The sequence below is a fragment of the Variovorax sp. RA8 genome (assembly GCF_901827175.1).
In the GTDB taxonomy this organism is placed as follows: domain Bacteria; phylum Pseudomonadota; class Gammaproteobacteria; order Burkholderiales; family Burkholderiaceae_C; genus Variovorax.
Genome location: NZ_LR594662.1, coordinates 439,327 through 461,018, shown reverse-complemented (window position 1 = coordinate 461,018; position 21,692 = coordinate 439,327). Strand labels below are relative to the sequence as shown.

22 protein-coding genes are annotated in these 21,692 nt (G+C 69.4%); 4 read left to right on the top strand and 18 right to left on the bottom strand.

What is annotated here, in order from left to right:
- The first annotated feature begins 116 nt into the window (after positions 1–116).
- The gene (gene gatB / locus E5P3_RS02140) at positions 117–1,604 is read left to right on the top strand and encodes an Asp-tRNA(Asn)/Glu-tRNA(Gln) amidotransferase subunit GatB (RefSeq protein WP_162584489.1); all 1,488 of its coding nucleotides are present in this window, start codon (positions 117–119) and stop codon (positions 1,602–1,604) included.
- Positions 1,605–1,610: 6 nt separating this feature from the next.
- On the opposite strand, the gene E5P3_RS02135 is transcribed toward gatB, so the two are convergent.
- Both E5P3_RS02135 and pyrE read right to left on the bottom strand, forming a co-directional pair.
- Positions 1,611–2,267, bottom strand: a complete 657-nt coding sequence (locus E5P3_RS02135; protein WP_232072950.1) for a DUF4124 domain-containing protein — start codon at positions 2,265–2,267, stop codon at positions 1,611–1,613.
- A gap of 33 nt (positions 2,268–2,300) precedes the next feature.
- Entirely contained in the window at positions 2,301–2,993 is a 693-nt protein-coding gene (gene pyrE, locus E5P3_RS02130; RefSeq protein WP_162584487.1) for an orotate phosphoribosyltransferase, read from the bottom strand.
- 13 nt (positions 2,994–3,006) lie between these two features.
- Here pyrE and E5P3_RS02125 point away from each other — a divergent pair, with 13 nt between their 5' ends.
- The gene (locus E5P3_RS02125; protein WP_162584486.1) at positions 3,007–3,810 is read left to right on the top strand and encodes an exodeoxyribonuclease III; all 804 of its coding nucleotides are present in this window, start codon (positions 3,007–3,009) and stop codon (positions 3,808–3,810) included.
- 13 nt (positions 3,811–3,823) lie between these two features.
- On the opposite strand, the gene E5P3_RS02120 is transcribed toward E5P3_RS02125, so the two are convergent.
- Positions 3,824–4,726 carry a LysR family transcriptional regulator gene (locus tag E5P3_RS02120; protein WP_162584485.1) on the bottom strand — a complete coding sequence of 301 codons (903 nt, stop codon included), beginning with the start codon at positions 4,724–4,726 and terminating at the stop codon, positions 3,824–3,826.
- A gap of 97 nt (positions 4,727–4,823) precedes the next feature.
- Here E5P3_RS02120 and E5P3_RS02115 point away from each other — a divergent pair, with 97 nt between their 5' ends.
- Together E5P3_RS02115 and E5P3_RS02110 are read left to right on the top strand one after the other, a co-directional pair.
- The gene (locus tag E5P3_RS02115; RefSeq protein ID WP_162584484.1) at positions 4,824–6,086 is read left to right on the top strand and encodes a flavin-dependent oxidoreductase; all 1,263 of its coding nucleotides are present in this window, start codon (positions 4,824–4,826) and stop codon (positions 6,084–6,086) included.
- A gap of 25 nt (positions 6,087–6,111) precedes the next feature.
- Entirely contained in the window at positions 6,112–7,074 is a 963-nt protein-coding gene (locus tag E5P3_RS02110; RefSeq protein ID WP_162584483.1) for a tripartite tricarboxylate transporter substrate binding protein, read from the top strand.
- A 21-nt stretch (positions 7,075–7,095) separates the two neighbouring features.
- On the opposite strand, the gene E5P3_RS02105 is transcribed toward E5P3_RS02110, so the two are convergent.
- The 15 genes from E5P3_RS02105 to atzF form a co-directional block, all read right to left on the bottom strand.
- Complete coding sequence (locus E5P3_RS02105; RefSeq protein WP_174263026.1) at positions 7,096–7,830, bottom strand: GntR family transcriptional regulator; 735 nt, start codon at positions 7,828–7,830, stop codon at positions 7,096–7,098.
- Positions 7,831–7,840: 10 nt separating this feature from the next.
- Complete coding sequence (locus E5P3_RS02100; RefSeq protein ID WP_162584482.1) at positions 7,841–8,503, bottom strand: cysteine hydrolase family protein; 663 nt, start codon at positions 8,501–8,503, stop codon at positions 7,841–7,843.
- Between the two features lie 91 nt (positions 8,504–8,594).
- Positions 8,595–10,193, bottom strand: a complete 1,599-nt coding sequence (locus E5P3_RS02095; protein WP_162584481.1) for an ABC transporter ATP-binding protein — start codon at positions 10,191–10,193, stop codon at positions 8,595–8,597.
- A gap of 15 nt (positions 10,194–10,208) precedes the next feature.
- Positions 10,209–10,925, bottom strand: a complete 717-nt coding sequence (gene biuH, locus E5P3_RS02090; protein WP_162584480.1) for a biuret amidohydrolase — start codon at positions 10,923–10,925, stop codon at positions 10,209–10,211.
- Positions 10,922–11,929: a formamidase gene (locus E5P3_RS02085; RefSeq protein ID WP_162584479.1), complete on the bottom strand. Its 1,008-nt coding sequence runs from the start codon at positions 11,927–11,929 to the stop codon at positions 10,922–10,924. Before E5P3_RS02085 ends, biuH begins: the two co-directional genes overlap by 4 nt.
- A gap of 14 nt (positions 11,930–11,943) precedes the next feature.
- Positions 11,944–12,864: an ABC transporter permease gene (locus tag E5P3_RS02080; RefSeq protein ID WP_162584478.1), complete on the bottom strand. Its 921-nt coding sequence runs from the start codon at positions 12,862–12,864 to the stop codon at positions 11,944–11,946.
- Positions 12,861–13,940, bottom strand: a complete 1,080-nt coding sequence (locus E5P3_RS02075) for an ABC transporter permease (protein ID WP_162584477.1) — start codon at positions 13,938–13,940, stop codon at positions 12,861–12,863. Before E5P3_RS02075 ends, E5P3_RS02080 begins: the two co-directional genes overlap by 4 nt.
- Before the next feature lie 19 nt (positions 13,941–13,959).
- A complete protein-coding gene (locus E5P3_RS02070) occupies positions 13,960–15,075 on the bottom strand; it encodes a BMP family ABC transporter substrate-binding protein (protein ID WP_162584476.1) in 1,116 nt (371 codons plus the stop codon).
- 38 nt (positions 15,076–15,113) lie between these two features.
- Entirely contained in the window at positions 15,114–15,488 is a 375-nt protein-coding gene (gene hpxZ / locus E5P3_RS02065; protein ID WP_162589488.1) for an oxalurate catabolism protein HpxZ, read from the bottom strand.
- Positions 15,489–15,505: 17 nt separating this feature from the next.
- Positions 15,506–16,933, bottom strand: coding sequence for an AtzE family amidohydrolase (locus E5P3_RS02060; RefSeq protein ID WP_162584475.1), 1,428 nt, complete (start codon positions 16,931–16,933; stop codon positions 15,506–15,508).
- The gene (locus E5P3_RS02055) at positions 16,930–17,133 is read right to left on the bottom strand and encodes an AtzG-like protein (protein ID WP_162584474.1); all 204 of its coding nucleotides are present in this window, start codon (positions 17,131–17,133) and stop codon (positions 16,930–16,932) included. Before E5P3_RS02055 ends, E5P3_RS02060 begins: the two co-directional genes overlap by 4 nt.
- A 75-nt stretch (positions 17,134–17,208) precedes the next feature.
- The gene (locus E5P3_RS02050) at positions 17,209–18,042 is read right to left on the bottom strand and encodes an ABC transporter ATP-binding protein (RefSeq protein ID WP_162584473.1); all 834 of its coding nucleotides are present in this window, start codon (positions 18,040–18,042) and stop codon (positions 17,209–17,211) included.
- Complete coding sequence (locus E5P3_RS02045; RefSeq protein ID WP_162584472.1) at positions 18,039–18,875, bottom strand: ABC transporter permease; 837 nt, start codon at positions 18,873–18,875, stop codon at positions 18,039–18,041. The genes E5P3_RS02050 and E5P3_RS02045 overlap by 4 nt, the downstream gene beginning before the upstream one ends.
- A 2-nt stretch (positions 18,876–18,877) precedes the next feature.
- The gene (locus E5P3_RS02040; RefSeq protein ID WP_162584471.1) at positions 18,878–19,876 is read right to left on the bottom strand and encodes an ABC transporter substrate-binding protein; all 999 of its coding nucleotides are present in this window, start codon (positions 19,874–19,876) and stop codon (positions 18,878–18,880) included.
- Positions 19,877–19,889: 13 nt separating this feature from the next.
- Entirely contained in the window at positions 19,890–21,608 is a 1,719-nt protein-coding gene (gene atzF / locus E5P3_RS02035; RefSeq protein ID WP_443083227.1) for an allophanate hydrolase, read from the bottom strand.
- Positions 21,609–21,692: the final 84 nt, after the last annotated feature.

Here is a 21,692-nt window from a genome sequence, read left to right as displayed (position 1 = left end):
AAGCCTGCGCAGGCAGGCTTGGAGCCGCGGCCCTCAGCCCCCTCACCGGGGGCAGCACCAGCGGCCCGGCAAAGCCGGTTCCGCGGTGTTCCCCGAACAAACCGGATTCCTTTGAAATGAGTGCTGCCATCTCCTTCGAAAAAGCGCAGGAAGGCCGCCCGACCGGCCCGCTGGTGCAGGGCTACGAAGTCATCATCGGCTTCGAGACCCATGCCCAGCTCTCGACCGCAAGCAAGATCTTCAGCCGCGCCTCCACCGCCTTCGGCGCCGAGCCCAACACCCAGGCCAGTGCCGTCGACCTGGCGCTGCCCGGCACGCTGCCAGTGATGAACAAGGGCGCCGTCGAGCGCGCCATCAAGCTCGGGCTGGCGCTCGGCTCGCACATCGCGCCGCGCAGCGTGTTCGCGCGCAAGAACTACTTCTACCCCGACCTGCCCAAGGGCTACCAGATCAGCCAGTACGAGATCCCGGTCGTGCAGGGCGGCTCGGTGAGCTTCTTCCTCGGCGACGAGAAGAAGACGGTGCGCCTGGTGCGTGCCCATCTGGAGGAAGACGCGGGCAAGTCGCTGCACGAGGACTTCGTCGGCCAATCGGGCATCGACCTGAACCGCGCCGGCACGCCGCTGCTGGAGATCGTGACCGAGCCCGACATGCGCTCCACCGCCGAGGCTGTCGCCTACGCGCGCGAACTGCACAAGATCGTGACTTGGATCGGCATCTGCGACGGCAACATGCAGGAAGGCAGCTTCCGCTGCGACGCCAATGTCTCGGTGCGCCGGCCCGGCGCCCCGCTGGGCACGCGGCGCGAGATCAAGAACCTCAACAGCTTCAAGTTCATGCAGCAGGCGATCGACTACGAGATCCGCTGGCAGATCGGCGAGCTGGAGGACGGCCGCGCGATCCAGCAGGCCACCGTGCTGTTCGACCCCGAGACCGGCGAGACCCGCGCCATGCGCACCAAGGAGGACGCGGCCGACTACCGGTATTTCCCCGACCCCGACCTGCCGCCGCTGGCGATCGCGCCCGAGTGGATCGAGCGCGTGCGCGCCGAGATGCCCGAGCTGCCGCGCGCCATGGCCGAGCGCTACGTGCGCGAGCACGGGCTGTCGGACTACGACGCCGCGCAGCTCACCCAGGGCCCGGCCCTGGCCCGCTACTTCGACGAGGCCGTGCGCGCGGGCGCCGCACCCAAGCTCGCCAGCAACTGGATCACCGGCGAGATCGCGCGCCGGCTGAACCTGCAGGACATCGACATCGCCCAGGCGCCGGTCACGGCCACCCAGCTCGCCGCGCTGATCGGGCGCATCGGCGACGGCACTGTGTCGAACAACGCGGCACGCCAGGTCTTCGACGCGCTGTGGACCGGCGAGGGCCAGGACGTCGACGCGATCATCGACGCCAAGGGCCTGAAGCAGATGAGCGATACCGGCGCGCTGGAGAAGATCGTCGACACCGTGCTGGCCGCCAACCCGAAGAACATCGACGAATACCGCGCCGGCAAGGACAAGGCCTTCAACGCGCTGGTCGGCCAGGTCATGAAGGCCAGCCAGGGCAAGGCCAACCCGGCGCAGGTCAATGCGCTGCTGAAGGCGAAGCTGGGATAGGGATCGTCAGCGCGTGGTGATGGCCGGCGCGGTGCCGGCCCACAGCGGCCGCAGGCGCGTGCGCTCCTCGTCGAAGCGTGCGTTCACGCGCTTCTTCTCGTCTTCCTGGTCGGCAATGAAGCGGTTCTGTACCGCCGCGCTCTTGGTGTTGTCGTCGACCTTGCGACGCAGGGAGGCGGGGGCCTTGCTCACATCATTGGCGTAGAACTCGAGCTCGTCGTCGATCTTGCGACGCTCCTCGGCCAGCTCGCTCAGGCGCCTGCGTGCGGCGGTGATCACCGCATCGATCTGCACCAGCGCCTCGGCGCGCTCGCGGTCGTGCGCGGCCGAGTTGGGGTAGCGGATCAGCAGCGCGCGCTCGCGCCGCCGCTCTTCACGCAGGCGGGTTGCCTGTAGCTGTACCTGGCGCTCGCGCTCCTCGCGCTCGGCCTGCTCGCGCGCCGTGTAGGTCGGTTCGAGCTTGCGCCGTACGCTGCCGCTGGGGCTGAGCTCGCGCTGCTCGCGGTCGGCGCAATCGGGAATCGGCCGGTCGGCCGTGATGGTGCGGCCGCGGGCGTCCGTGCAGCTGTAGATGCCGGGACCGGCGGCAGGTTGCTGGGCGTGGGCCACACCCGCTGCGGCCAGCGGCAGCAGCGCCAGTAATCCGATGCGTGTGTACTGCATGCGCGCCAACATCGATCCTTCGAGCGGTTGAAGTCAGCCCGCGCCGTAGCGGGCCCGATAGTCCAGCACTCCCTGCCGGTGGGCGCTCAGCTCGTCGTCCGCGCGCCCCGACAGATACTGTAACAAGTCGTCCAGCGTGGCGATCGCCACCACCTGCATTCCCAGCTGTTGGCGGACATATTGCACAGCGCTGTGGTCGACATCGACCCCGTTCTCGGTCGCCTTCTCCTGTCGGTCCAGCGCGATGATCACGGCATGCGGCGTGGCGCCCGCACCGCGGATGGCGGCGATCGACTCGCGCACTGCCGTGCCGGCCGACATCACGTCGTCGACGATCAGCACCCGGCCCGACAGCGGCGCACCGACCAGGGTGCCGCCCTCGCCGTGATCCTTGGCTTCCTTGCGGTTATAGGCGAAGGGCACGTTGCGCCCGCGCCGGGCCAGCTCGGCCGCCAACGTGGCGCCCAGCGGGATGCCCTTGTAGGCGGGGCCGAATATCATGTCGAATTCGAGCCCGCTGGCGATCACCCGGTCTGCATAGAATTCCGCCAGCCGCGCGAGCTTGGCGCCGTCGTCGAACAGCCCCGCATTGAAGAAGTAGGGGCTCATGCGGCCGGCCTTGGTCTTGAACTGGCCGAAGCGCAGCACCCCGGATTCGAGTGCGAACTGCACGAATGCCTGGGCCAGCGCGCCTTCTTCTCCTGCCATTGCCACCTTTTCAGCCATCGGGAACCTCCTCGTGTTCAAACTCACCAGCCTCAACCTCAATGGCCTGCGCTCGGCCGCGACCAAGGGCGTCGCCGACTGGGTGGCCGAACTGGCGCCGGATTGTATTTGCATGCAGGAAATCCGCGTCCAGGCGAGCGACATCGAGGGCCGCTTCGAGGCCATGGCAGGCCTCAAGGGCCACTTCCATTTCGCGGAGAAGAAGGGCTACGCCGGCACTGCGATCTACACCAGGCACGAGCCCGGCGAAGTCGTGGTGGGCTGGGGCGACAGGGAATTCGACGCCGAGGGTCGCTACCTCGAGCTGCGCTTCGACACGCGCGAGCGCAAGTTCTCGGTGATCAGCTGCTATTTCCCGAGCGGCTCCTCGGGCGAGGAGCGGCAGGCGGCGAAGTACCGTTTCCTCAAGGGCTTCTTCCCGCATCTCATCGCCCTCAAGCGCGAGCGGGAGTTCGTGCTGTGCGGCGACATCAACATCGCGCACAAGGAGATCGACCTCAAGAACTGGCGCGGCAACCAGAAGAACAGCGGCTTCCTGCCTGAGGAGCGGGCGTGGATGACGCAGCTGTTGGACGAGGGCGCCGAGGGCGCGGGCCTGGTCGACGTCTACCGCATGCTCAAGCCCGACACCACCGACGAGGCCTACACCTGGTGGAGCAACCGCGGCCAGGCCTATGCGAAGAACGTGGGCTGGCGGCTGGACTACCACCTGGCCACACCGGCGATCGCCAGGCTCGCGCGCAACGAGCAGATCTTCAGGACCATCAAGTTCAGCGACCACGCGCCCATCACGGTGGACTACGACCTCACGCTCTGACTGCGCAGGCGAGCTATCGCGACAGGGCCGGCAACGCCTTGACCAGTGTCTTGCAGAACGCCTGCATGCCCTCGGTTTCCTGCGTGCCGCGCTTGGTGATGCGGTAGAAGTCCAGCTCGACCTTCGGCTTGACCAGCAGGTCGGTGCGCACCCGGTGCCGCCGGCAGGCCGCGAGCGCAAAGGTCGGCATCACGGCGCTGCCGAAGCCCGCCTCGACCATCGAGATCAGGGTGCCGAAGAAGTTGAAGGCCGGACGGTCCGGATCGGCCTGGCCGATGTTTGCAAGGTGGCTGTCGATGAGCTTCTGGATCGGATTGCTCGGCGGCAAGCCCAGCAGCTGCTCGCCGCGCAGCGAGGACCACGGGGCGCTGCCGACGGGCGTCGTTTCATCGTCTTGCGCCGGTGTCACGCGCATCAGCTGGAAACGACCCACCGGTGAGCGGTCCAGCCCCGGCGCAGGCTTGAAGAAGAAGCCCAGGCCCATGTCGGCCTCGCCCTCGGCCACCATTGCTTCCACGGCGCGAAGGTCGGCATCGAAGAGCCTGAGCCGCATGCGCGGATGGCTTTCGCGGAAGCGGGCGAAGACCTGCGGCAGCAGGTGCGAGGAAACCAGCGGGGTGGCGGCGACACGCAGCGTCTGCCGAGCCTCGTCGCCCTCGGCGCCGAGGCGGCCCGTCACCTCGTCGAGCTCGCCCAGCACGCGCTCGACCACCGGCAGCAGGCGCCGCCCCGCTGCCGTCAGGCCGACCATGCGCGTGGTGCGATCGAACAGGCGGGCGCCGAGTTGGCGCTCCATCTCGCGCACCAGCGTGCTCAGGCCCGCCTGCGTCATGTGGGCCTGCTCGGCCGCGCGGGTGAAGTTTCCGATCCGCGCTACATGCAGGAAGGCGCGCATCTGGCGCATGGACAGATTCATACCAGATCATGATAAATCCATACGACATCTAAATTTCCCATATGAACGACGCCCGGGTCTAATCCGGATTTCCCCCTGCGAGAAGAGAACCGGAGACATGAGCGAGACATCGACCCAAGTGATCGTGCTGGGCGCCGGCATCGGCGGCCTCACCCTGGCACTGAGCCTGCACCAGGCCGGCATTGCCTGCCGCGTCTATGAAGCGGTGCCCGAGCTGAAGCCGCTCGGCGTCGGCATCAACCTGCTGCCGCATGCGGCGCGCGAGCTCGGCGAGCTGGGCCTGCTGCCGGCGCTCGACGCCGTGGGCGTGCGCACGCAGGAGGCGGTGTTCTTCAACTCCCATGGCCAATTGGTGTTCCGCGAGGCCGCGGGGACGGCAGCGGGCTACGACTGGCCCCAGTACTCGATTCACCGCGGCGATCTGCACACGGTGCTTCTGGATGCCGTGCGCGAACGCCTGGGGGCGGACAGCGTGGTCTGCGGCCACCGCTGCGCGGGCGTCGAGCAGGACGCGCATGGCGTCACCGCCCGCTTCACCGCGCCCGACGGCGCCGCGTTGCCCTCCGTGCGCGCCGAGCTCGCCGTGGGCTGCGACGGCATCCACTCGGTGCTGCGCAAGCAGCTCTACCCGAACGAGGGGCCGCCGCGCTACTCCGGCGTCAACATGTGGCGCGGCACCGCGAAGCACAAGCCCTTCCTCTCGGGCGCGAGCATGGTGCGCGCAGGCTGGCTGGACGAAGGCAAGATGGTCATCTACCCCATCCGCAACAACGTCGACGCCGACGGCAACCAGCTGGTCAACTGGGTGGCCGAGATCCACGCGCCGCAGCCCGCGCTGCAGGACTGGAGCCGCCCTGGACGGCTCGCGGACTTCATGCCCGCCTTCGAGGATTGGCATTTCGACTGGCTGGACGTGCCGGCGCTGATCCGTTCTTCGGACTCGATCCTCGAGTACCCGATGGTCGACCAGGACCCGCTGCCGCGGTGGACCCATGGCCGCCTCACGCTGCTGGGCGACGCGGCCCACCCGATGGTGCCGCGCGGCTCCAATGGCGCGGGCCAGGCCATCATCGATGCGCGCTACCTCGCGGGCGCACTGAAGCGACTCGGCGTCGGCACGAAGGCGCTGGAGGACTACGACCGGGTGCGCGTCCAGGCCACGACCGACGTGGTGCTGACCAACCGCAGCAACCCGCCCGACACCATCCTGCGCGAGGTGTTCCAGCGTTCCGGTGGCAAGCGCTTCGAGCGCCTCGAGGACATCGTCAGCACCGCGGAGCTGCAGGCCATCTCCGACAACTACAAGCGCGTGGCCGGCTACGACCCGGCGGCGCTGAAGGCTCGGCCTTCCTACCTTTGAACACAAGACCGACGGAGACAACACCATGCTGCCATTCAAGAAGATTCTCGCCACCCTGCTGCTGACCGCCGGCGCCGCGGCTGCCCAGGCCTGGCCCGACCAGCCGATCACGCTGGTGGTGCCCTACACGCCCGGCACCGGCATCGACCTGATCGCACGCCAGCTCTCGGCCCGGCTGCCGGCCGTGCTGGGGCAGCCCGTGGTGGTCGACAACGTGGCCGGCGCCAGCGGCAACATCGGCAGCGAGAAGGTCGCGCGCGCCAAGCCCGACGGCTACACGCTGCTGGTGCAGGTCAATACGCTGGTGATGAACAAGAGCCTCTACAAGTCGCTGGCCTACGACCCGCTGAACGACTTCACGCCGGTCTCGCTCACCTCCTGGGGCACGCTGCTGCTGGTGACCAACCCGAACGTGCAGAAGACCACCTCGGTGGCGCAGGTGGTGGCGGCGGCCAAGGCCAACCCCGGCAAGTTCACCTACGCCACGCCGGGCGTGGGCACGCCGCACCACCTGTCGATGGCGCTGCTGCTGCAGAGCACCGGCACCGAGATGCTGCACGTGCCCTACAAGGGCACGGCCGGCGCTGTGACCGACCTGCTCGGCGGACGCATCGACTACATGTTCCTGCCGGTGCACGTGGCGCTGCAACACATCCAGGCCGGCAAGCTGAAAGCGATCGCGACCGGCAGCGACAAGCGGCTGGCTCAGTTGCCCGAGGTCCCGACCTTGGCCGAGGCCGGCATCAAGGTCGGCAATGTCGACATGTGGTACGGCGTGCTGGCACCCAAGGGCACGCCCGAGGCGGTGGTGGCGCGGCTCAACAAGGAAATCGGCGCGGTGCTGAAGCAGCCCGAGGTCGCGACCGCGTTCGAGTCGCAGGGCATGGTGCCGGCGAGCTCGGCCCCCGGCGAGTTCAAGGAACTGATGGCCAAGGATGCGCAGCGCTGGGCCGGCGTCGTGCAGCGCGGAAACATCACCGCGGAATAAGCGCAACCTCCCAGCCAGGGTTCATCGGCGGCCGGCGGTCCGTGCCATGTGGACCTGGTGCAGCGTGATCTTGCGCACCTCCGCCTGGCTGGTCTCGATGTGCGCACGCAGCAGCATCGCCGCCTGGTCGCCGCGGTTGGCGCGGATCGACTTGAGGATCTTGGCGTGCTCCTCGTAGGTGGCGTCGACGCGCGACTGCTGCGTGAAGTCGAGCCGGCGGATGATGCGGATGCGGTCCGTCACATCGCGGTGCACGCGGGCCATCTCGGCGTTGCCGGCGGCGGCGACCAGCGCGCAGTGGAATTCCTCGTCCCATTGCGCGACCTGCACGGTGTCGGCGCTGCGCTGCGCCGCGGGCACCAGCCAGATGCCCGCCAGGCTCTCCAGCAGGCTGCGGTCGACCCGATGGTCGCTCTCGCAGAGCCGGTGCACGGCGGTGGTCTCCAGCACCATGCGCAGGTCGTAGAGCTGCTCGAACTGGTCGAAGTCGAAGGGCAGCACGCGCCAGCCGCTGCGGAACAGCACCTCGACGTAGCCCTCCTGCTGCAGCCGGAACAACGCCTGGCGCACCGGCGTACGCGAGACGCCCAGGCGTTCGCTGATCTCGCTTTCGGTGAAGCGGTCCCCCGGCACCAGGCTGAACTCGGCGACGTCGCGCTTGAGCTGGGCGTAGACCTCGTCGGCGCGGGTGCGGAACGCCGGGTCTTCCGCCGCGGGTCGGGTGGGAGCGGTGCGGGTCTTGACGGAGGTGGGCACGGAGAAGATGTTAGTCGCCCAGCGCGGCGAGCAGGCGCACGCTCGGCGCGGTCCAGCCGACGATCGCGCCCTGGGCGCGGATCATCTCCAGCGCCGCGGCCTTGAAGGCGGGGAAGTAGCTCTCGGTGCAGTCTTCCAGCAGCAGGCTGTCGTAGCCGCGGTCGTTGGCCTCGCGCATGCTGGTCTGTACGCAGACCTCGGTGGTGACGCCCATGAAGACCAGGCTGCGGATGCCGCGCTGCTGCAGCAGGGACTGCAGGCCGGTCGCGTAGAAGGCGCCCTTGCCGGGCTTGTCGATCACGATCTCGCCGTCGATCGGCGCCAGGGCGTCGATGATCTGGTTGCCGGGCTCGCCGGCGATCAGGATGCGGCCCATCGGGCCCGGGTCGCCGATGCGCAGCGTGGGCTTTCCACGGTTGCGCTTGGCCGGCGGGCAGTCGGCCAGGTCGGGGCGGTGGGCTTCCCTCGTATGGACCACGAGGCCGCCCCTGCTTCGCCATGCGTGGAGCACCGACTGCGTGGCGGGAACGATGGCCTGGAGCAGCGAGACGTCGTTACCCAGGCTTGCGCCGAAACCGCCGGGTTCGATGAAGTCGCGTTGCATGTCGATGATGACGAGGGCTGTGCGGGGGAAGTCGAATTCGCAGGGGAAGGGGGTGGCGTCGATTTGCATGTCTTTTACTGCCTCTTCCGGCTGGGGGAGGACGATTTGGCGACGGCGCTCGTTCGTGTGAGGGGAAGGGAGCAAACCGGGACATACGCCCTCATGCGTGATGCCCTCCCCCCATATGCGCCCCCAGCACATGCCGCTGCGCAGAGGCCGCCGGCGTCTCGAACACGATCCTTCCCTCGCTCATCACCACGATCCGGTCCGCCATCTCCATCAGCTCATCCAGGTCCTCGCTGATCAGGAGCACCGCGCCGCCTCGCGCCCGCACCTGCCGGATGCGCCCGTGAATCTCGGCCACCGCTGCGAAGTCCAGCCCGAACACCGGGTTGGCCGCGATCAGCACGTTGATGTCCCCGGCCAGCTCGCGCGCCAGCACCGCCCGCTGCACATTGCCGCCCGAGAGGCTGCGGATCGGCGCGCCCTCGCCCCGGGTCTTCACCCCGTACTCGACGATCCACTCGCGCGCACGGCTGCGCCACGCCGCGAAGTTCAGCACGCCGGCGCGCGCCAGCGGCGGCTGGTCGAAATCGCGCAGCGCCATGTTCTCCGCAACGCTGAGATCGCCCACGCAGGCGTTGCGCAGCGGCTCCTCGGGCAGGCTGCGCACCTTGAGGCGGCGGTTCTCCCCGCGGCGCGCCGCATAAGGCTCGCCCATCACCCTCACCCCGCCGGCCAGCCGCGCGCGCTGTCCGACGAGCGCTTCGACCAGCTCCCGCTGGCCATTGCCCGAGACGCCGGCCACGCCGAGGATCTCGCCGGCACGCACCGCGAGGCTCAGGTCGTGCACCGCCAAGGTCCCGCGATCGCCCTGCGCGCGCAGCGCGTCGACCTGCAAGGCCACGGGGGCATCGGCACGCGCCGCAGGCTGCGCCTCGCCCGATGCCGCGGCAACCCCGGCCTCGCCTTCGGGCGGCGGCGCCGCGCCTTCGCCCATCATCGCGGCGGCCAGGCGCGCCGGATCGGTGTCGGCGACGCGGCAGTGATGCACCGCCTTGCCTCGACGCAGCACGGTCACGCTGTCGGCATAGGCCATCACCTCGCGAAACTTGTGCGTGATGATGAGCACGGTGCACAGCCCGCTCTGCGCGAAGGCGCGCACATGGCCCAGCACCTCGTCGGCCTCCTGCGGCGTCAGCACGGAGGTCGGCTCGTCGAGGATCAGGAGGCGCGGCTTCAGGTACAGCTGCTTGAGCAGCTCCAGCTTCTGCTTCTCGCCCGCGGCCAGCTCCGAAGGCCGCAGGTCGAGGTCCAGGCGGAAGGGCGTGGTCGCCAGGAAGGCCTCGAGCTCGGCGCGCTTGCGCTTCCAGTCGATCACCGCCGGCGTCCGGCCGCCGGCCAGCAGCAGGTTCTCGGCCACGGTCATGCCCGGGGCCAGCGTGAAATGCTGGTAGACCATGCCGATGCCGAGGGCCCGCGCCACCACGGGATTGGCGATCTCCTGCTCGCGCCCGTCGATCAGGATGCTGCCCTCCTCCGCGCGCTGGTAGCCGGCCACGCACTTGACCAGCGTGCTCTTGCCGGCGCCGTTCTCGCCGAGCAGCGCATGCACGCTGCCGGGCTCGACGCACATGCTCACGCTGTCCATGGCGCTGAAGTCGCCGAAGCGCTTGGTCAGGCGGTAGGTGTCGAGCGCGAGCGCGCCCGTGGCGGCGGGCAAGGCGCCGATGGGTTGTTGCTGGAGTGGGTCGGGCATGGGCAAGGCTCCCTGCTACATCTCGCCCAGTGCGTCGAGCAGCGCGGCCGAGCTGGCATGCGCGCCGAACACGCCGCCCTGCATGGTGATCATCTTCAGCGCCGCGAGGTGGTTGCCGTGGTCCGTCGCGGCGGTGCAATCCGACAGCAGCAGGCACTCGAAGCCGCGGTCGTTGGCGTCGCGCATGGTGGTGTGCACGCAGACGTCGGTGGTGATGCCGGCGAGGATCAGGTTCTCGATGCCGCGCGTACGCAGGACCAGCTCGAGATCGGTGGCATAGAAGGATCCCTTGCCGGGCTTGTCGATCACCACCTCGCCGGGCAGCGGCGCGAGCGCCGGAATGATCTCCCAGCCCGGTTCGCCGCGCACCAGGATGCGCCCGCACGGGCCCGCATCGCCGATGCCCACGCCGCCGGCGCCGATCTGGCGCGAGCGCCAGCGCTTGTTGGCCGGCAGGTCGGCCAGGTCCGGCCGGTGGCCTTCGCGCGTGTGAATGACGTGGAAGCCGAGCGCGCGCAGGCGCGCCATCGTCCGAGCGATCGGCTCGATCGGCGCCTGCACCAGCGACAGGTCATAACCCATCACGTCGACGTAGCCGCCCTGGCCGCAGAAGTCGGTCTGCATGTCGATCACGATGAGCGCCGTGTTTTCGGGCCGCAGCGCACCGTTGTAGGGCCAGCGATAGGGGTCGGCGTGGACGAAGCGCCCAATGCCCTGCGTCTGACTGCTCATCCCATTTCCTCCGGCCCCTTGTAGGCGCGCACCGGCGGCCCGAAGCCGAAGCCGCTGCCGTCCTTCACCTTCACTTCCTCGCTCCACGGCAGCCGGTAGCGGCCGGCCGCCATGTCCCGCATGTAGGTGTACGGGCAGTCCTGCGCACCGCCCTTCACCGCCACGTAGCCGCGGTGGTAGAGCTGGTAGATGTTGTTCTCCACGCCCCAGCCGATGCGCGCCTCGCGCACCAGGTCGGGCCGCAGCTCGGCGGTGACGATCTCGTCGGGCCGGCCGCCGCCCTCGACCAGCACCGTGCCGTCGAAGTTGCAGAACATGCCCTCGCCCATCGAGTCGAAGGTGCCGTCGCTGCCGCACATGCACACGCTCGCGGTGCAGGCCAGGTTGCAGAAGGCATTGGCCTGGTTGGTGATGCGCCAGGCATGGCGGATCGGCGCGGTGTAGCCCGCCGTGCGGATGATGATCTCGGCGCCCTTGTACGCGGCTTCGCGCGCCATCTCGGGCAGCATGCCGTCGTGGCAGATGATCAGCGCGAGCTTGCTGCCGTTGGGCCCGTCGCACACGGGGATGCCGATGTTGCCGGGCTCCCAGGGCTCGACCGGCACCCAGGGATGCATCTTGCGGTAGTAGAGCCGGATCGCCCCCTGGTCGTCGATGATCAGCCCGCTGTTGTACGGATTGCCGCCGGGATTGGCCTCCATGATCGAGAAGCAGCCCCAGATCGCGTTGTCGATGCAGGCCTGCCTGAAGGCCGCCACCTCGGGGCCGTCCAGCGTGCACATGATCTCGGGCGCGGTGTCCATCGACAGGCCGTGCAGCGAATACTCCGGGAATACCACCAGGTCCATCGTTCCCTGGTTGCGGCGCGCCTTGGCAACCAGCTCGCAGATGCGCTGCGTCTGCGCCGCCAGGTCGGCGGGCGTCTTCACGACCGGCAGTTGCAGCTGCACCAGCCCGAGGACCACTCCATGGGCCGACTTGTTCAAACCACCCAGACCGCTCATCGGCGTCTCTCCTTTCAACGGGTCGATGAAAGCTCGCCGGGGCTTCCGGCGGCCACGCTGCCCGGCTTGCAGGTCAGCACCAGGATCACCAGCGTGAGCACGTAGGGCACCGTATTGAAGAGGTGGTAGCCCCAGCCCACGCCGATGGACTGCAGCGCCGGCCCGATCGCGCCGGCGCCGCCGAAGAGCAGCGCCGCGCCGATGCAGCGCAGCGGGCTCCAGCGCGCGAAGATCACCAGCGCCACGGCGATCAAGCCCTGCCCGCTCGAGATGCCCTCGTTCCAGCTGCCCGGGTAGAAGAGCGTCAGCGACGCGCCGCCCAGCCCCGCGATGAAGCCGCCGGCGGTGGTGGCCCCGATGCGCAGGCCCGCCACCGAATAGCCCAGCGCCCGCGTCGCGTTGGCCGAGTCGCCCGCCATGCGCACCAGCAGCCCGATGCGCGTGCGCGCGAAGGCCCACCACAACACCAGCGCCAGCACGATGCCCAGCGGCACCAGCGCATTGACCTGAAGCGCGGAGCGCACCACCGGGTTCTCGCTCCAGTTGCCCAGCGGGATGGCCGGCAGCTGCGGCGCCTGCGGCTGGATCAGCGGCTTGCCGAGGTAGAAGGCGAGCCCGGTGCCGAACAGCATCAGCGCGATGCCGGTCGCCACGTCGTTGACGCGGTCGAGCGAGCACAGCAGGCCATGCAGCAGCGCCAGCAGCGCGCCGGCCGTGGCGCCGATCAGCACCCCCAGCCAGGCCGAGTCCGTGAGCCAGGCTCCCCCGAAGGAGGCCATGGCCGAGAGCACCAGCACGCCTTCGAGACCGAGGTTGATGCGGCCCGACTTCTCGGTCAGGCATTCGCCGAGACTGACGAACAGGAAGGGCGCGCCGACACGCAGGGCGCCGCCGACGATGCCGGCGACGAGCGCGATCCACGGGTCCGGCGTCATACGGGCTCCTTGCGCATCCGGGGCTCGGGGGATTGAGGCATCCGGTTGCGCAGCAAGGTCTTCCAGTCGACCATGCGCAGCCCTTCGCTCGCCAGGATCAGCACGAAGGCCATGCCCTGCAGCACCAGCACCGAGGCGTCGGGCAGGCCGACGCGCCGCTGCAGCAGGCTGCCCGCGGCGCCGAAGCCGCCGAACAGGATCGCGACCGGGATCACAGCCACCGGGTTGTGGCGCGCGATGAAGGACACCAGGATGCCCGCATAGCCGTAGCCCGCGATCAGCGAGGCGTTGGCATTGGTATGGACCGCCGCCACCTCCACCGCGCCGGCCACGCCGGCGCAGGCGCCGCCGAGGCCGCAGGCCGCGAGGATCAGCCGGCTCGCGGGCAGCCCCACCAGCTGCGCGGCGCGCGGATTGCCGCCGACCACCCGCACCGCGAAGCCGGAGGCGGTGGCGCGCAGCCACAGCCCCGAGGCCAGGCAGGCCACGATGCCGATCGCCAGGCCCCAGTGCACGTCCGAGCCGCCGATGCCGCCGATCGACAGCCCTTCGGCGAGCGAGCGCGTGGCCGGCTTGTTGAGGCTGGCCGGATCGCGCAGCACGCCCTCGACCAGGTGCTTGAAGAGGCCGATCGCGACATAGGCCAGCAGCAGGCTGCTGATGGTCTCGTTGATGCCGCGGTACTGCCGCAGCCAGCCGGCCAGCATGATCCACAACGCGCCCGCCACGGCCCCGGCGATGCAAAGCAGCAGCGAGCCGAAGGCATTGGCCGGCAGCGGCAGCACATAGGGCAAGGCCGCGCAGGCCAGGCCGCCCAGCACCAGCGCGCCTTCGCCGCCGATGATGACCAGGCCGGCGCGCGCCGGAATGGCGACGCACAGCGCGGTCAGCATCAGCGGCGCGGCGCGCTGCAAGGTGTTCTGCCAGGAGAACCAGTCGCCGAAGGCGCCCTTGAAGAGGATCACCCAGACCTCCACAGGGCTCGCCCCGGCGAACCACACGAAGACGCCGAACAGGAGCAGCGCCGCCGCGATGGCGAACGCCGGCAGGGCCGCTTCCTTCAGTGCGTTGCGCATGGCCGGGCTCGCGATGAAATCAACCGATCGAGCCGACGACGCCTTCGACCAGGTAGTTCATCTTCTCGAGCTCGAGGTCGGTCTGCTTCAGCGCCTTTCCGGCCGGGATGACGACCGCGCCCTTGTTGTCCTTCAAGCCGCCCTGGAAGATGTCGAAGGTGCCGGCCAGCATCTTCGCCTTGATGTCGTCGGCGTTCTTCTTCGCCGCATCGCTCACCATCGGCCCGTAGGCGGACATCTTCACGTAGCCTTCCTTCAGTCCGCCGCGCAGGAAGTTGGGATGCGGCTTGCCGCTCTGCGCCGCCTCGACCGCGGTCTTGTAGGCCGTGAGCCAGTTCCACTCGGCACCCGTGAGATAGGCATTGGGCGCGAGCCTGGCCTGGCTCGCGTGGTAGCCGCAAACCATCTTGCCGCGCTTGGCCGCGGTCTCGACCACCACCTTGGGTCCGTCCACGTGCATGGTGAACACGTCGCAGCCCTGGTCGGCCAGGCTGTTGGTGGCCTCGGCCTCCTTCACGGCCATCGACCAGTCGCCGGTGAAGATCACGCTGCAGGTGATGCCGGGCTTGACCGAACGCGCGCCCATGGTGAAGGCGTTGATGTTGCGCAGCACCTGCGGGATGGGCTTGGCCGCGACGAAGGCGATCTTGTTGCTCTTGGTCATGTGGCCGGCGACCACGCCGTTCAGGTACTGGCACTCGTCGATGTAGCCGAAGAAGCTGCCCACGTTCTTCGGATGCTTGCCCTCCGACCAGAGGCCGCCGCAGTGCGAGAAGCGCACCTCGGGGTTCTTGGGCGCGACCGCGAGGATGTGCGGGTCGAAGTAGCCGAAGGAGGTGGGGAAGAGCAGCTTGGCGCCGTCCTGCGCGATCATGCCGGTCATGGTCTTCTGCACGGCCGCGGTCTCGGGCACGTTCTCTTCCTCGACCAGCTTGATGCCGGGCATCTTCTTCAGCTCGGCCGCGGCCTGGGCGTGCGCCTGGTTGTAGCCGTAGTCGTCGCGCGGGCCGACGTAGATCACGCCCACGGTCAGCGGCTTCTGCGCACTTGCCAGCGCGCCCCAGCCGCCCAGCGAGGTGGCGGAGGCGAGCGCGGCGAGGGACTTGAGGGAATCGCGGCGGGTGAACTGGCTCATGGGTGCTCCAAAGTGATGAGGGGGAGGGCTGGGATCGGTCAGGCAAGCAGGCTCACGTGCGCGGCCACCACGCGCCAGCCCTGGCCGGTGCGCATCCAGGTCTGGCTCTGGCGGCCGGTGCGCGCGCTGCCTTCGCGGCGGAACTCGCAGTTGGCGGTAGCGAGATCGCGGCCGTAGGTGGTGATGACGGTGCGCAGCAGCTCGCGCGCCAGGCCCTGCGATGGGCGCGATGCGCGGAAGGCCTGGATGGCCTCGTAGCCGTAGAGGTTCTCGGTGGCGCCGTAGCGCAGCGTGTGCGGGCTGTTCCAGAACAGTTCGTCGAGCACCTCGACCTTGTTGTGGACCAGCGCGTCCTCGTAGCGGGCGAAGGCGGCCGTCACTTCGGCCAGCACATCGGGAAGGTTGATTTCCAGTGTCGTCATGGCTTCGCTCATGCCAACCTGGCGACCGGCGCATGTGCGACGCCGGCCGATTCGAGCGTCGCGGCCACGCGCAGCACCAGGTCCTCGCGCCAGGGTGCGCCGATCACCTGCACACCGATCGGCAGGCTCGCATGCGCTCCCCACACCGGCACCGCACAGACCGGCAGGCCGATGCACGAGATCGGCTGGGTCAGCACGCCCATGTTGGCGCGCAGGGGGACGCGCTGGCCATTGAGTTCGAGCCACTCGGTGCCGATCGGCGTCGCGGCGCAGGGCGTGGCCGCGGCGAGCAGGATGTCGAAACGCTCGAATACGCGCGCCGCCTGTTGCGCATAGAGCCGGCGCACGCGCTGCGCGCGCGCCACCCAGGCCGCCGGCAGCAGCGCGCCGGCCAGGAAGCGGTCGCGCGACAGGGGCTCGAAGTCCTGCGGCCGCGTGCGCAGATCGTGCAGATGCAGCGCCGCGCCTTCGGCATTGGTGATGAGGAAGGCGGCGGCACGGCCGGCCTCCACCATCGGCAGCTCGACCGTGCGGACCGCGCCCAGCGCGAGCGCCACGGCATCGACAGCGCCCCGCGCCTCGGGCTGCGCGCGCTGCCGGAACCAGCCGCCCAGCACGCCGATGCGCAGGCCCTGCACGCCGCGCGACAGCGACTGGACGACCGGCTCGACGGGCCGCTGCGCGCAGCCGGGGTCGCGCGGCGCCAGGCGCTCCGGGCCCTGCATCGCGTCGTAGGCCAGGGCCAGGTCGCGCGCCGTGCGCGCAAAAGGGCCGAGATGGTCCAGGCTGGAGACGAAGGGGTAGCTGCCGGTGCGCGGCAGCCGGCCGAAGGTGGGCTTGAGCCCGAACACGCCGTTGAGCGAGGCCGGCACGCGGATCGAACCGTTGGTGTCGGAGCCGAGCGTCAGCGGCACCTGGCCGGCTGCCACCGCGGCGCCCGAGCCGCCCGAGGAGCCGCCGGCGATGCAGTTGAGGTCGTGCGGGTTGTGGGTGGCGCCCACGTGGCTGTTCTCGGTGGTGAAGCCGTAGGCGTACTCGTCCATGTTGAGCGCGCCGACCAGCACCGCGCCGGCGCTCTCGAGGCGGCGCACCAGCGTGGCGTCGCCGCGCGCGGGTTCGCGCTCGCGCTCGATCTTGGAGCCGGCCAGCGTCGGCAGGCCGGCGATGTCGAACAGGTTCTTGACCGCGAAGGGCACGCCCAGCAGCGGCAGCTCGCGCGTGCGCACGCCGTGCTCGGAGGCCAGCGAGGCATCGACCTGGGCGGCGCGCCGCAGGGCACGCTCGCGGACCACATCGGTGAAGGCGTTGATGCGCGCGTCGGTGGCGGCGATGCGCTCCAGGCTCGCCAGCACCAGCGCGACCGCACTCACCCCGCCTGAGCGCACGGCCTGCGCCATGGCTGCGGCGTCCTGCAACAGCAGCGCGGCCGGCGTCATTCCCGGGACTCCGTCGGCACGGGCGAGAAGTGCACCGCGGTCTCGTCGTGGGGGTCGAGCGGCACCGCCTCCACGACGGCCGCGAACTCGGCCGCCAGCCCGAAGTAGCGCAACACGCCGGCGCGGTGGTCCGGCCGCAACCGCAGGTCCAGCGCAGTTGCGGCTGCATCGACATAGGCCTCGATCTGCTTGGGTGTCATGAGCTGTCCTCTCGTTCTGGCTCCACCCACGCGAGGACCATGCCAGGAACACCGCGGAGAGCCTGGGGGCGAGCTTCATCTGCGCACTTCGCGCTGGAAGATCTCGAGACTCAGCTTCTTCGTGGCGATGAAGCTGGGCGCGCTCAGCGTCTCGAGGGTGCGCGGGCGCGCATCGCCGTACTCCAGGATCTCCGCCACGCGGGTCGGCCGCTTGGTGAGCAGCAGCACCTGGTCGGCCAGGTACACCGCCTCCTCCAGATCGTGCGAGACCAGCAGCATGGTGGTGCCGGTCTGCATGAAGACCTCCTGCAGCTTCTCGCGGATGAACAGCGTCATCTCGAAGTCGAGCGCCGAGAAGGGCTCGTCGAGGAACAACACCTCGGGGTTCGGCGCCAGCGCCCGCATGATCGAGGCCGTCTGCTGCTGGCCGCCCGAGAGCTCGTAGGGGAAGCGGTGAAGGTCGAACTTGACATCGAAGGAGGCCACCAGTTCCGCCATGCGGCGGTCGACCTCGGCCTTGGAGCGGCCTTCCAGCTTCAGCGGGTAGGCGATGTTGTCGATGGTGCGCATCCAGGGGAACATCGCCTCGCGGTAGTTCTGGAACACGTAGCCGATCTTGGTGTCCTTCAGCGACTTGCCGTCGAACAGGATCTCGCCCGAGTCGATCGGGATCAGGCCCGCGATCATGTTGATCAGCGTGGACTTGCCGCAGCCGTTGGGGCCGAAGACCGACACGATCCGGCTCTTGGGAATGTCGAGGTCGAAGTCCTCGTACAGCGGCCACCCGGCAAAGTACTTGGTCAGCCCGCGGATGGTGATGTGGGTGCCGGCCGGGCCGGGCTGGAAGACCGGCTTCGGCACGTCGGCGTAGACCGGGCCGTTGATCACCGTGTCGGCGGCGGCCCTCATCGTCCGCTCCAGTGCACGATGCGGCGCTCGGCCAGCAGGAAGAGGATGTTGAGCGCATAGCCCAGTGCCCCGGCGGCCAGGATGGCCGCATACATGCTCTTGACGTTGAGCACCTGCTGCGCATCGATGATGCGATGCCCCAGGCCGTTGTCCGAGCCGATGAACATCTCGGCAACGATCACGATCACCAGCGCCATCGAGACCGCGGAGCGCAGGCCGACGAAAGAGGGCTGCAGGCTTTCCCACACCAGCACGTCCTTGAAGATCTGCCAGCGCGAGGCACCCATCACACGCGCAGCCATCACGCGCTGCTTGCGCGCGTTGATCACGCCGTAGGCACTGTTGAAGACCACGATCAGCAGCGCTCCGAAGGCCGCGATCGCGACCTTGTTGATGTCCGACACGCCGAAGATCAGCAGGAACAGCGGGATCAGCGCCGACGAGGGCGTGGAGCGGAAGAAGTCGATCAGGAACTCCACGCTGCGGTAGGCCTTCTCGTTGCTGCCCAGCAGCACGCCCAGGGGCACGCCGATGGCCGCGGCGATCAGGAAGGCCTGCAGCGTGCGCCACACGGTGACCGCGAAATCCAGCAGCAGGGGCCCGCCCGCCAGCCCGGTGATCAGCGCAGCGAGCGTGTCGGCCGGGGTGGGCAGCAGGATGGGCTTGATGAAGCCCAGGCGAACCACCAGGTCCCAGAGGATGAAGAGCACCACCGGGCCGATCGCCGGCAGCCACGGCGCCCAGGAGAACTTCTTCGCTGCCGCCGGCGCGGCGCCGGCGGCGGGCGGCGACCAGGGCGCGCCCGCGGCGGGAGTGGAGTTCGCGTCGGCCATGGTCAGCCCCGATAAATCAACCCGTCGACCGACACCTTCTTCTCGAAGATGCCCTTCTCGGTGAACAGGTCGTAGAACTTCTGGAAGTGGGCCAGGTCGGTGGGCTTGAACTCGTTGTAGAGCATGTACGAGGCCAGCGGCACCTCGGCGGTCAGCGCGCCCTCGATGGCGGTGTAGCCCTTCATGTGCGTGCGCGCCTCATCGGGCCTGGTGCGCACCAGCTCGATGCCGCGCGCATAGGCGGCGATGAATTTCTTCGCCGCCTCGGGGTTCTTCTTGATGAACTCGCTCGTGAGACTCGCGGCACCGCCGTGCCACGGCGCCATCGGATCGCCCAGGATGTATTTCGCGACCACGCCGGCCTCCAGCACGCGGGTGGTGCCGTTCATGCGGCCCACGGTGCCCGTGGGCTCGAGCGTGTAGCAGGCATCGACCTGCCCTGCCACCAGCGCGGCCACGTGCTGGCCGATCGGCAGTTCGGAGACCGCGGCGCCGGTGGCGCCGGCGCGCTCCAGCATCGTCTTGCACAGGGTCACGTTCTGGATGCCCGGGCCCGAGGCCACCTTCTTGCCCTTGAGCTCGGCCATGCTCTTGACCGGGCTGTCCTTGGCGACGATGAACTCGTCGAGCACGTACCTGGCGTTGCTCGGGTTGGTGCAGAAGATCTTGAAGAGCCCCGGCTGCGCGATCTCGCCGATCGCCAGGTTGGCGGAGCCGGTGCCGTTGGAGCTGCCGTCGGAGCGGCCCGCGAGCATGGCCTCCATCACCTGCTGCGCGCCGGCGAACTTGAGCGGCTCCACATCGAGCCCGGCCTCCTTGAAGTAGCCGCGGTCGACCGCCGCGAAGAAGGGCAGGCCGGCCGCCACGGGCCAGAAGCCGATGCGGATCTTGGGCGCGGCCTGGGCGAGCACGGCCGGCGCGGCCAGCGCCGCGATGCCTGCTGCGCCGGCTTGCAGCACGCGTCGGCGCGAAGTACCGGGGATCTGTCGGGATGCGCTCATGGGGAACTCCTTGTCAAGCTTGGCGGGATTCGATGTAGCGGCGCCAGCCGCCCAGATGCGTGATGTCCTCGGCGCCCTCGAGCGCCAGCCCTTCGCACAGGAAGCCCTGCACGCTGCTGCCGTCGGCCAGCGCGAGCGTGCCGATGCCCAGCGGCGCGGGGATCAGCGCGACGAAGCTGCCGTAGTGCGCGAGCGGCATCTGCCACACCTCGACGGCGATTGCCGCGCCCTGTCCCGGCGCCACGCGCACCAGGCCGGGCTTGGGCGGCACCGTGCCGGGCAGCGCATAGAGCCGGTACTGCGGCGCGGTCGAGGTCTGCGCCACCAGCGTGGCGCCGCGCTCGGTGAGCTGGGCGTTCAGGGGCATGCCCGAGAGATGGGCGCCGACGACCGCGAGCTTCACCAGGGGCTCCGGCGGCGCCATCGGCAGCGCCTCGGGCGCAGGCAGCGGCCGGCTGGTGGCGCCTTGCGCCAGGCCCGTGGCGTGATGGAAGCGCTGCCCCAGTTCCGCCAGTTGCAGGTCGCTGCCGCAGGGCCCGATCAGGGTGATGCCGAAGGGCAGTCCGTCGTCGCGCAGGTTCGCAGGCACCGAGAGCGCCGCGTAGTCGAGCAGGTTGACGAAGTTGGTGTATTCGCCGAGGTTGCGGTTGAGCACGACCGGCGCCGCGCGCATCGCCTCGATGGTGTAGTGGGCGGGCGCGGTGGGCACGAGGAGCAGGTCGATGTCTTCCCACATCGCGGCTGCGCGCTGACCCAGCGCTTGCAGCCGCGTGCGGGCGTCGACGAAATCGGCCGCGCTGTAGCGCCGGCCGGCGGCCAGGATGCCGCGCACCGGCTCGACGACCTGGTCCTCGTTGACGTCGAAGAAACTGCGCACGGCGGCATAGCGCTCGGCCACCAGCGCGCTGTCGTAGAGCAGCGCGGCGGCATCGGCCAGCGGCGCGTAGTCGATGGCGACGGGCGTGCCGCCCAGCGCTTGCATCTGCGCGAGCGCGCGCTCGAAGGCGGCGGCCGACAGCGTGTCGCCGAAGAAGCGCGGCGCGCGCGGCACGCCGAAGCGAAAGCGCGCAGGCAGCGGCTGCGTGGCGAGCGCGAGCCGGCGCGCGTAGGGGTCTTCGGCGTCGAAGCCCATCGCCGCCTGCAGCACGCGCACCGCCAGGCCCACGGTCGGCGCGAAGATCGACACGCAATCCACGCTCTGCGCCGCCGGCACCACGCCGCGCGCGCTGATCAGGCCGCGCGAGGGCTTGAGGCCGACGATGTTGTTGAGCCCGGCCGGCACCCGCCCCGACCCCGCGGTGTCCGTCCCCAGGGCGAAGTCCACCTCGCCGGCCGCGACCGCACAGGCAGAGCCCGAGCTCGACCCGCCGCTCACATAGCGCGCGTCGAAGCTGTTGGGCACCGCCCCGTAGGGCGAGCGCGTGCCGTTGAGGCCGCAGGCGAACTGGTCGAGGTTGGTCTTGCCGGCCAGGCTTGCACCGGCATCGAGCAGCCGCTGCACCACATGCGCGTGGGCCGCCGGCGTGCGCGCGAAAGCGGGGCAGGCGGCGGTGGTGGGCACGCCGGCGACATCGATGTTGTCCTTCGCCGCGAAGCGCAGCCCGGCGAGCGGGCCATGCGCCGCGCCGGGCAGCGGCGGATCGATCCGCGCGATCCAGGCCTGCGCGGCTGCCGCTCCCCCAGCTTGCTCCGGCGTCCCGCTGCGACGAGAGGCTGTTTCATGCACCATCATCAAGCATCCTGTCTTGTGTACAAGACGAGACGCAAGGTGCGTGCCAATGGCTCACTGGATGCGGGATGCCCCGACGGATGTGTA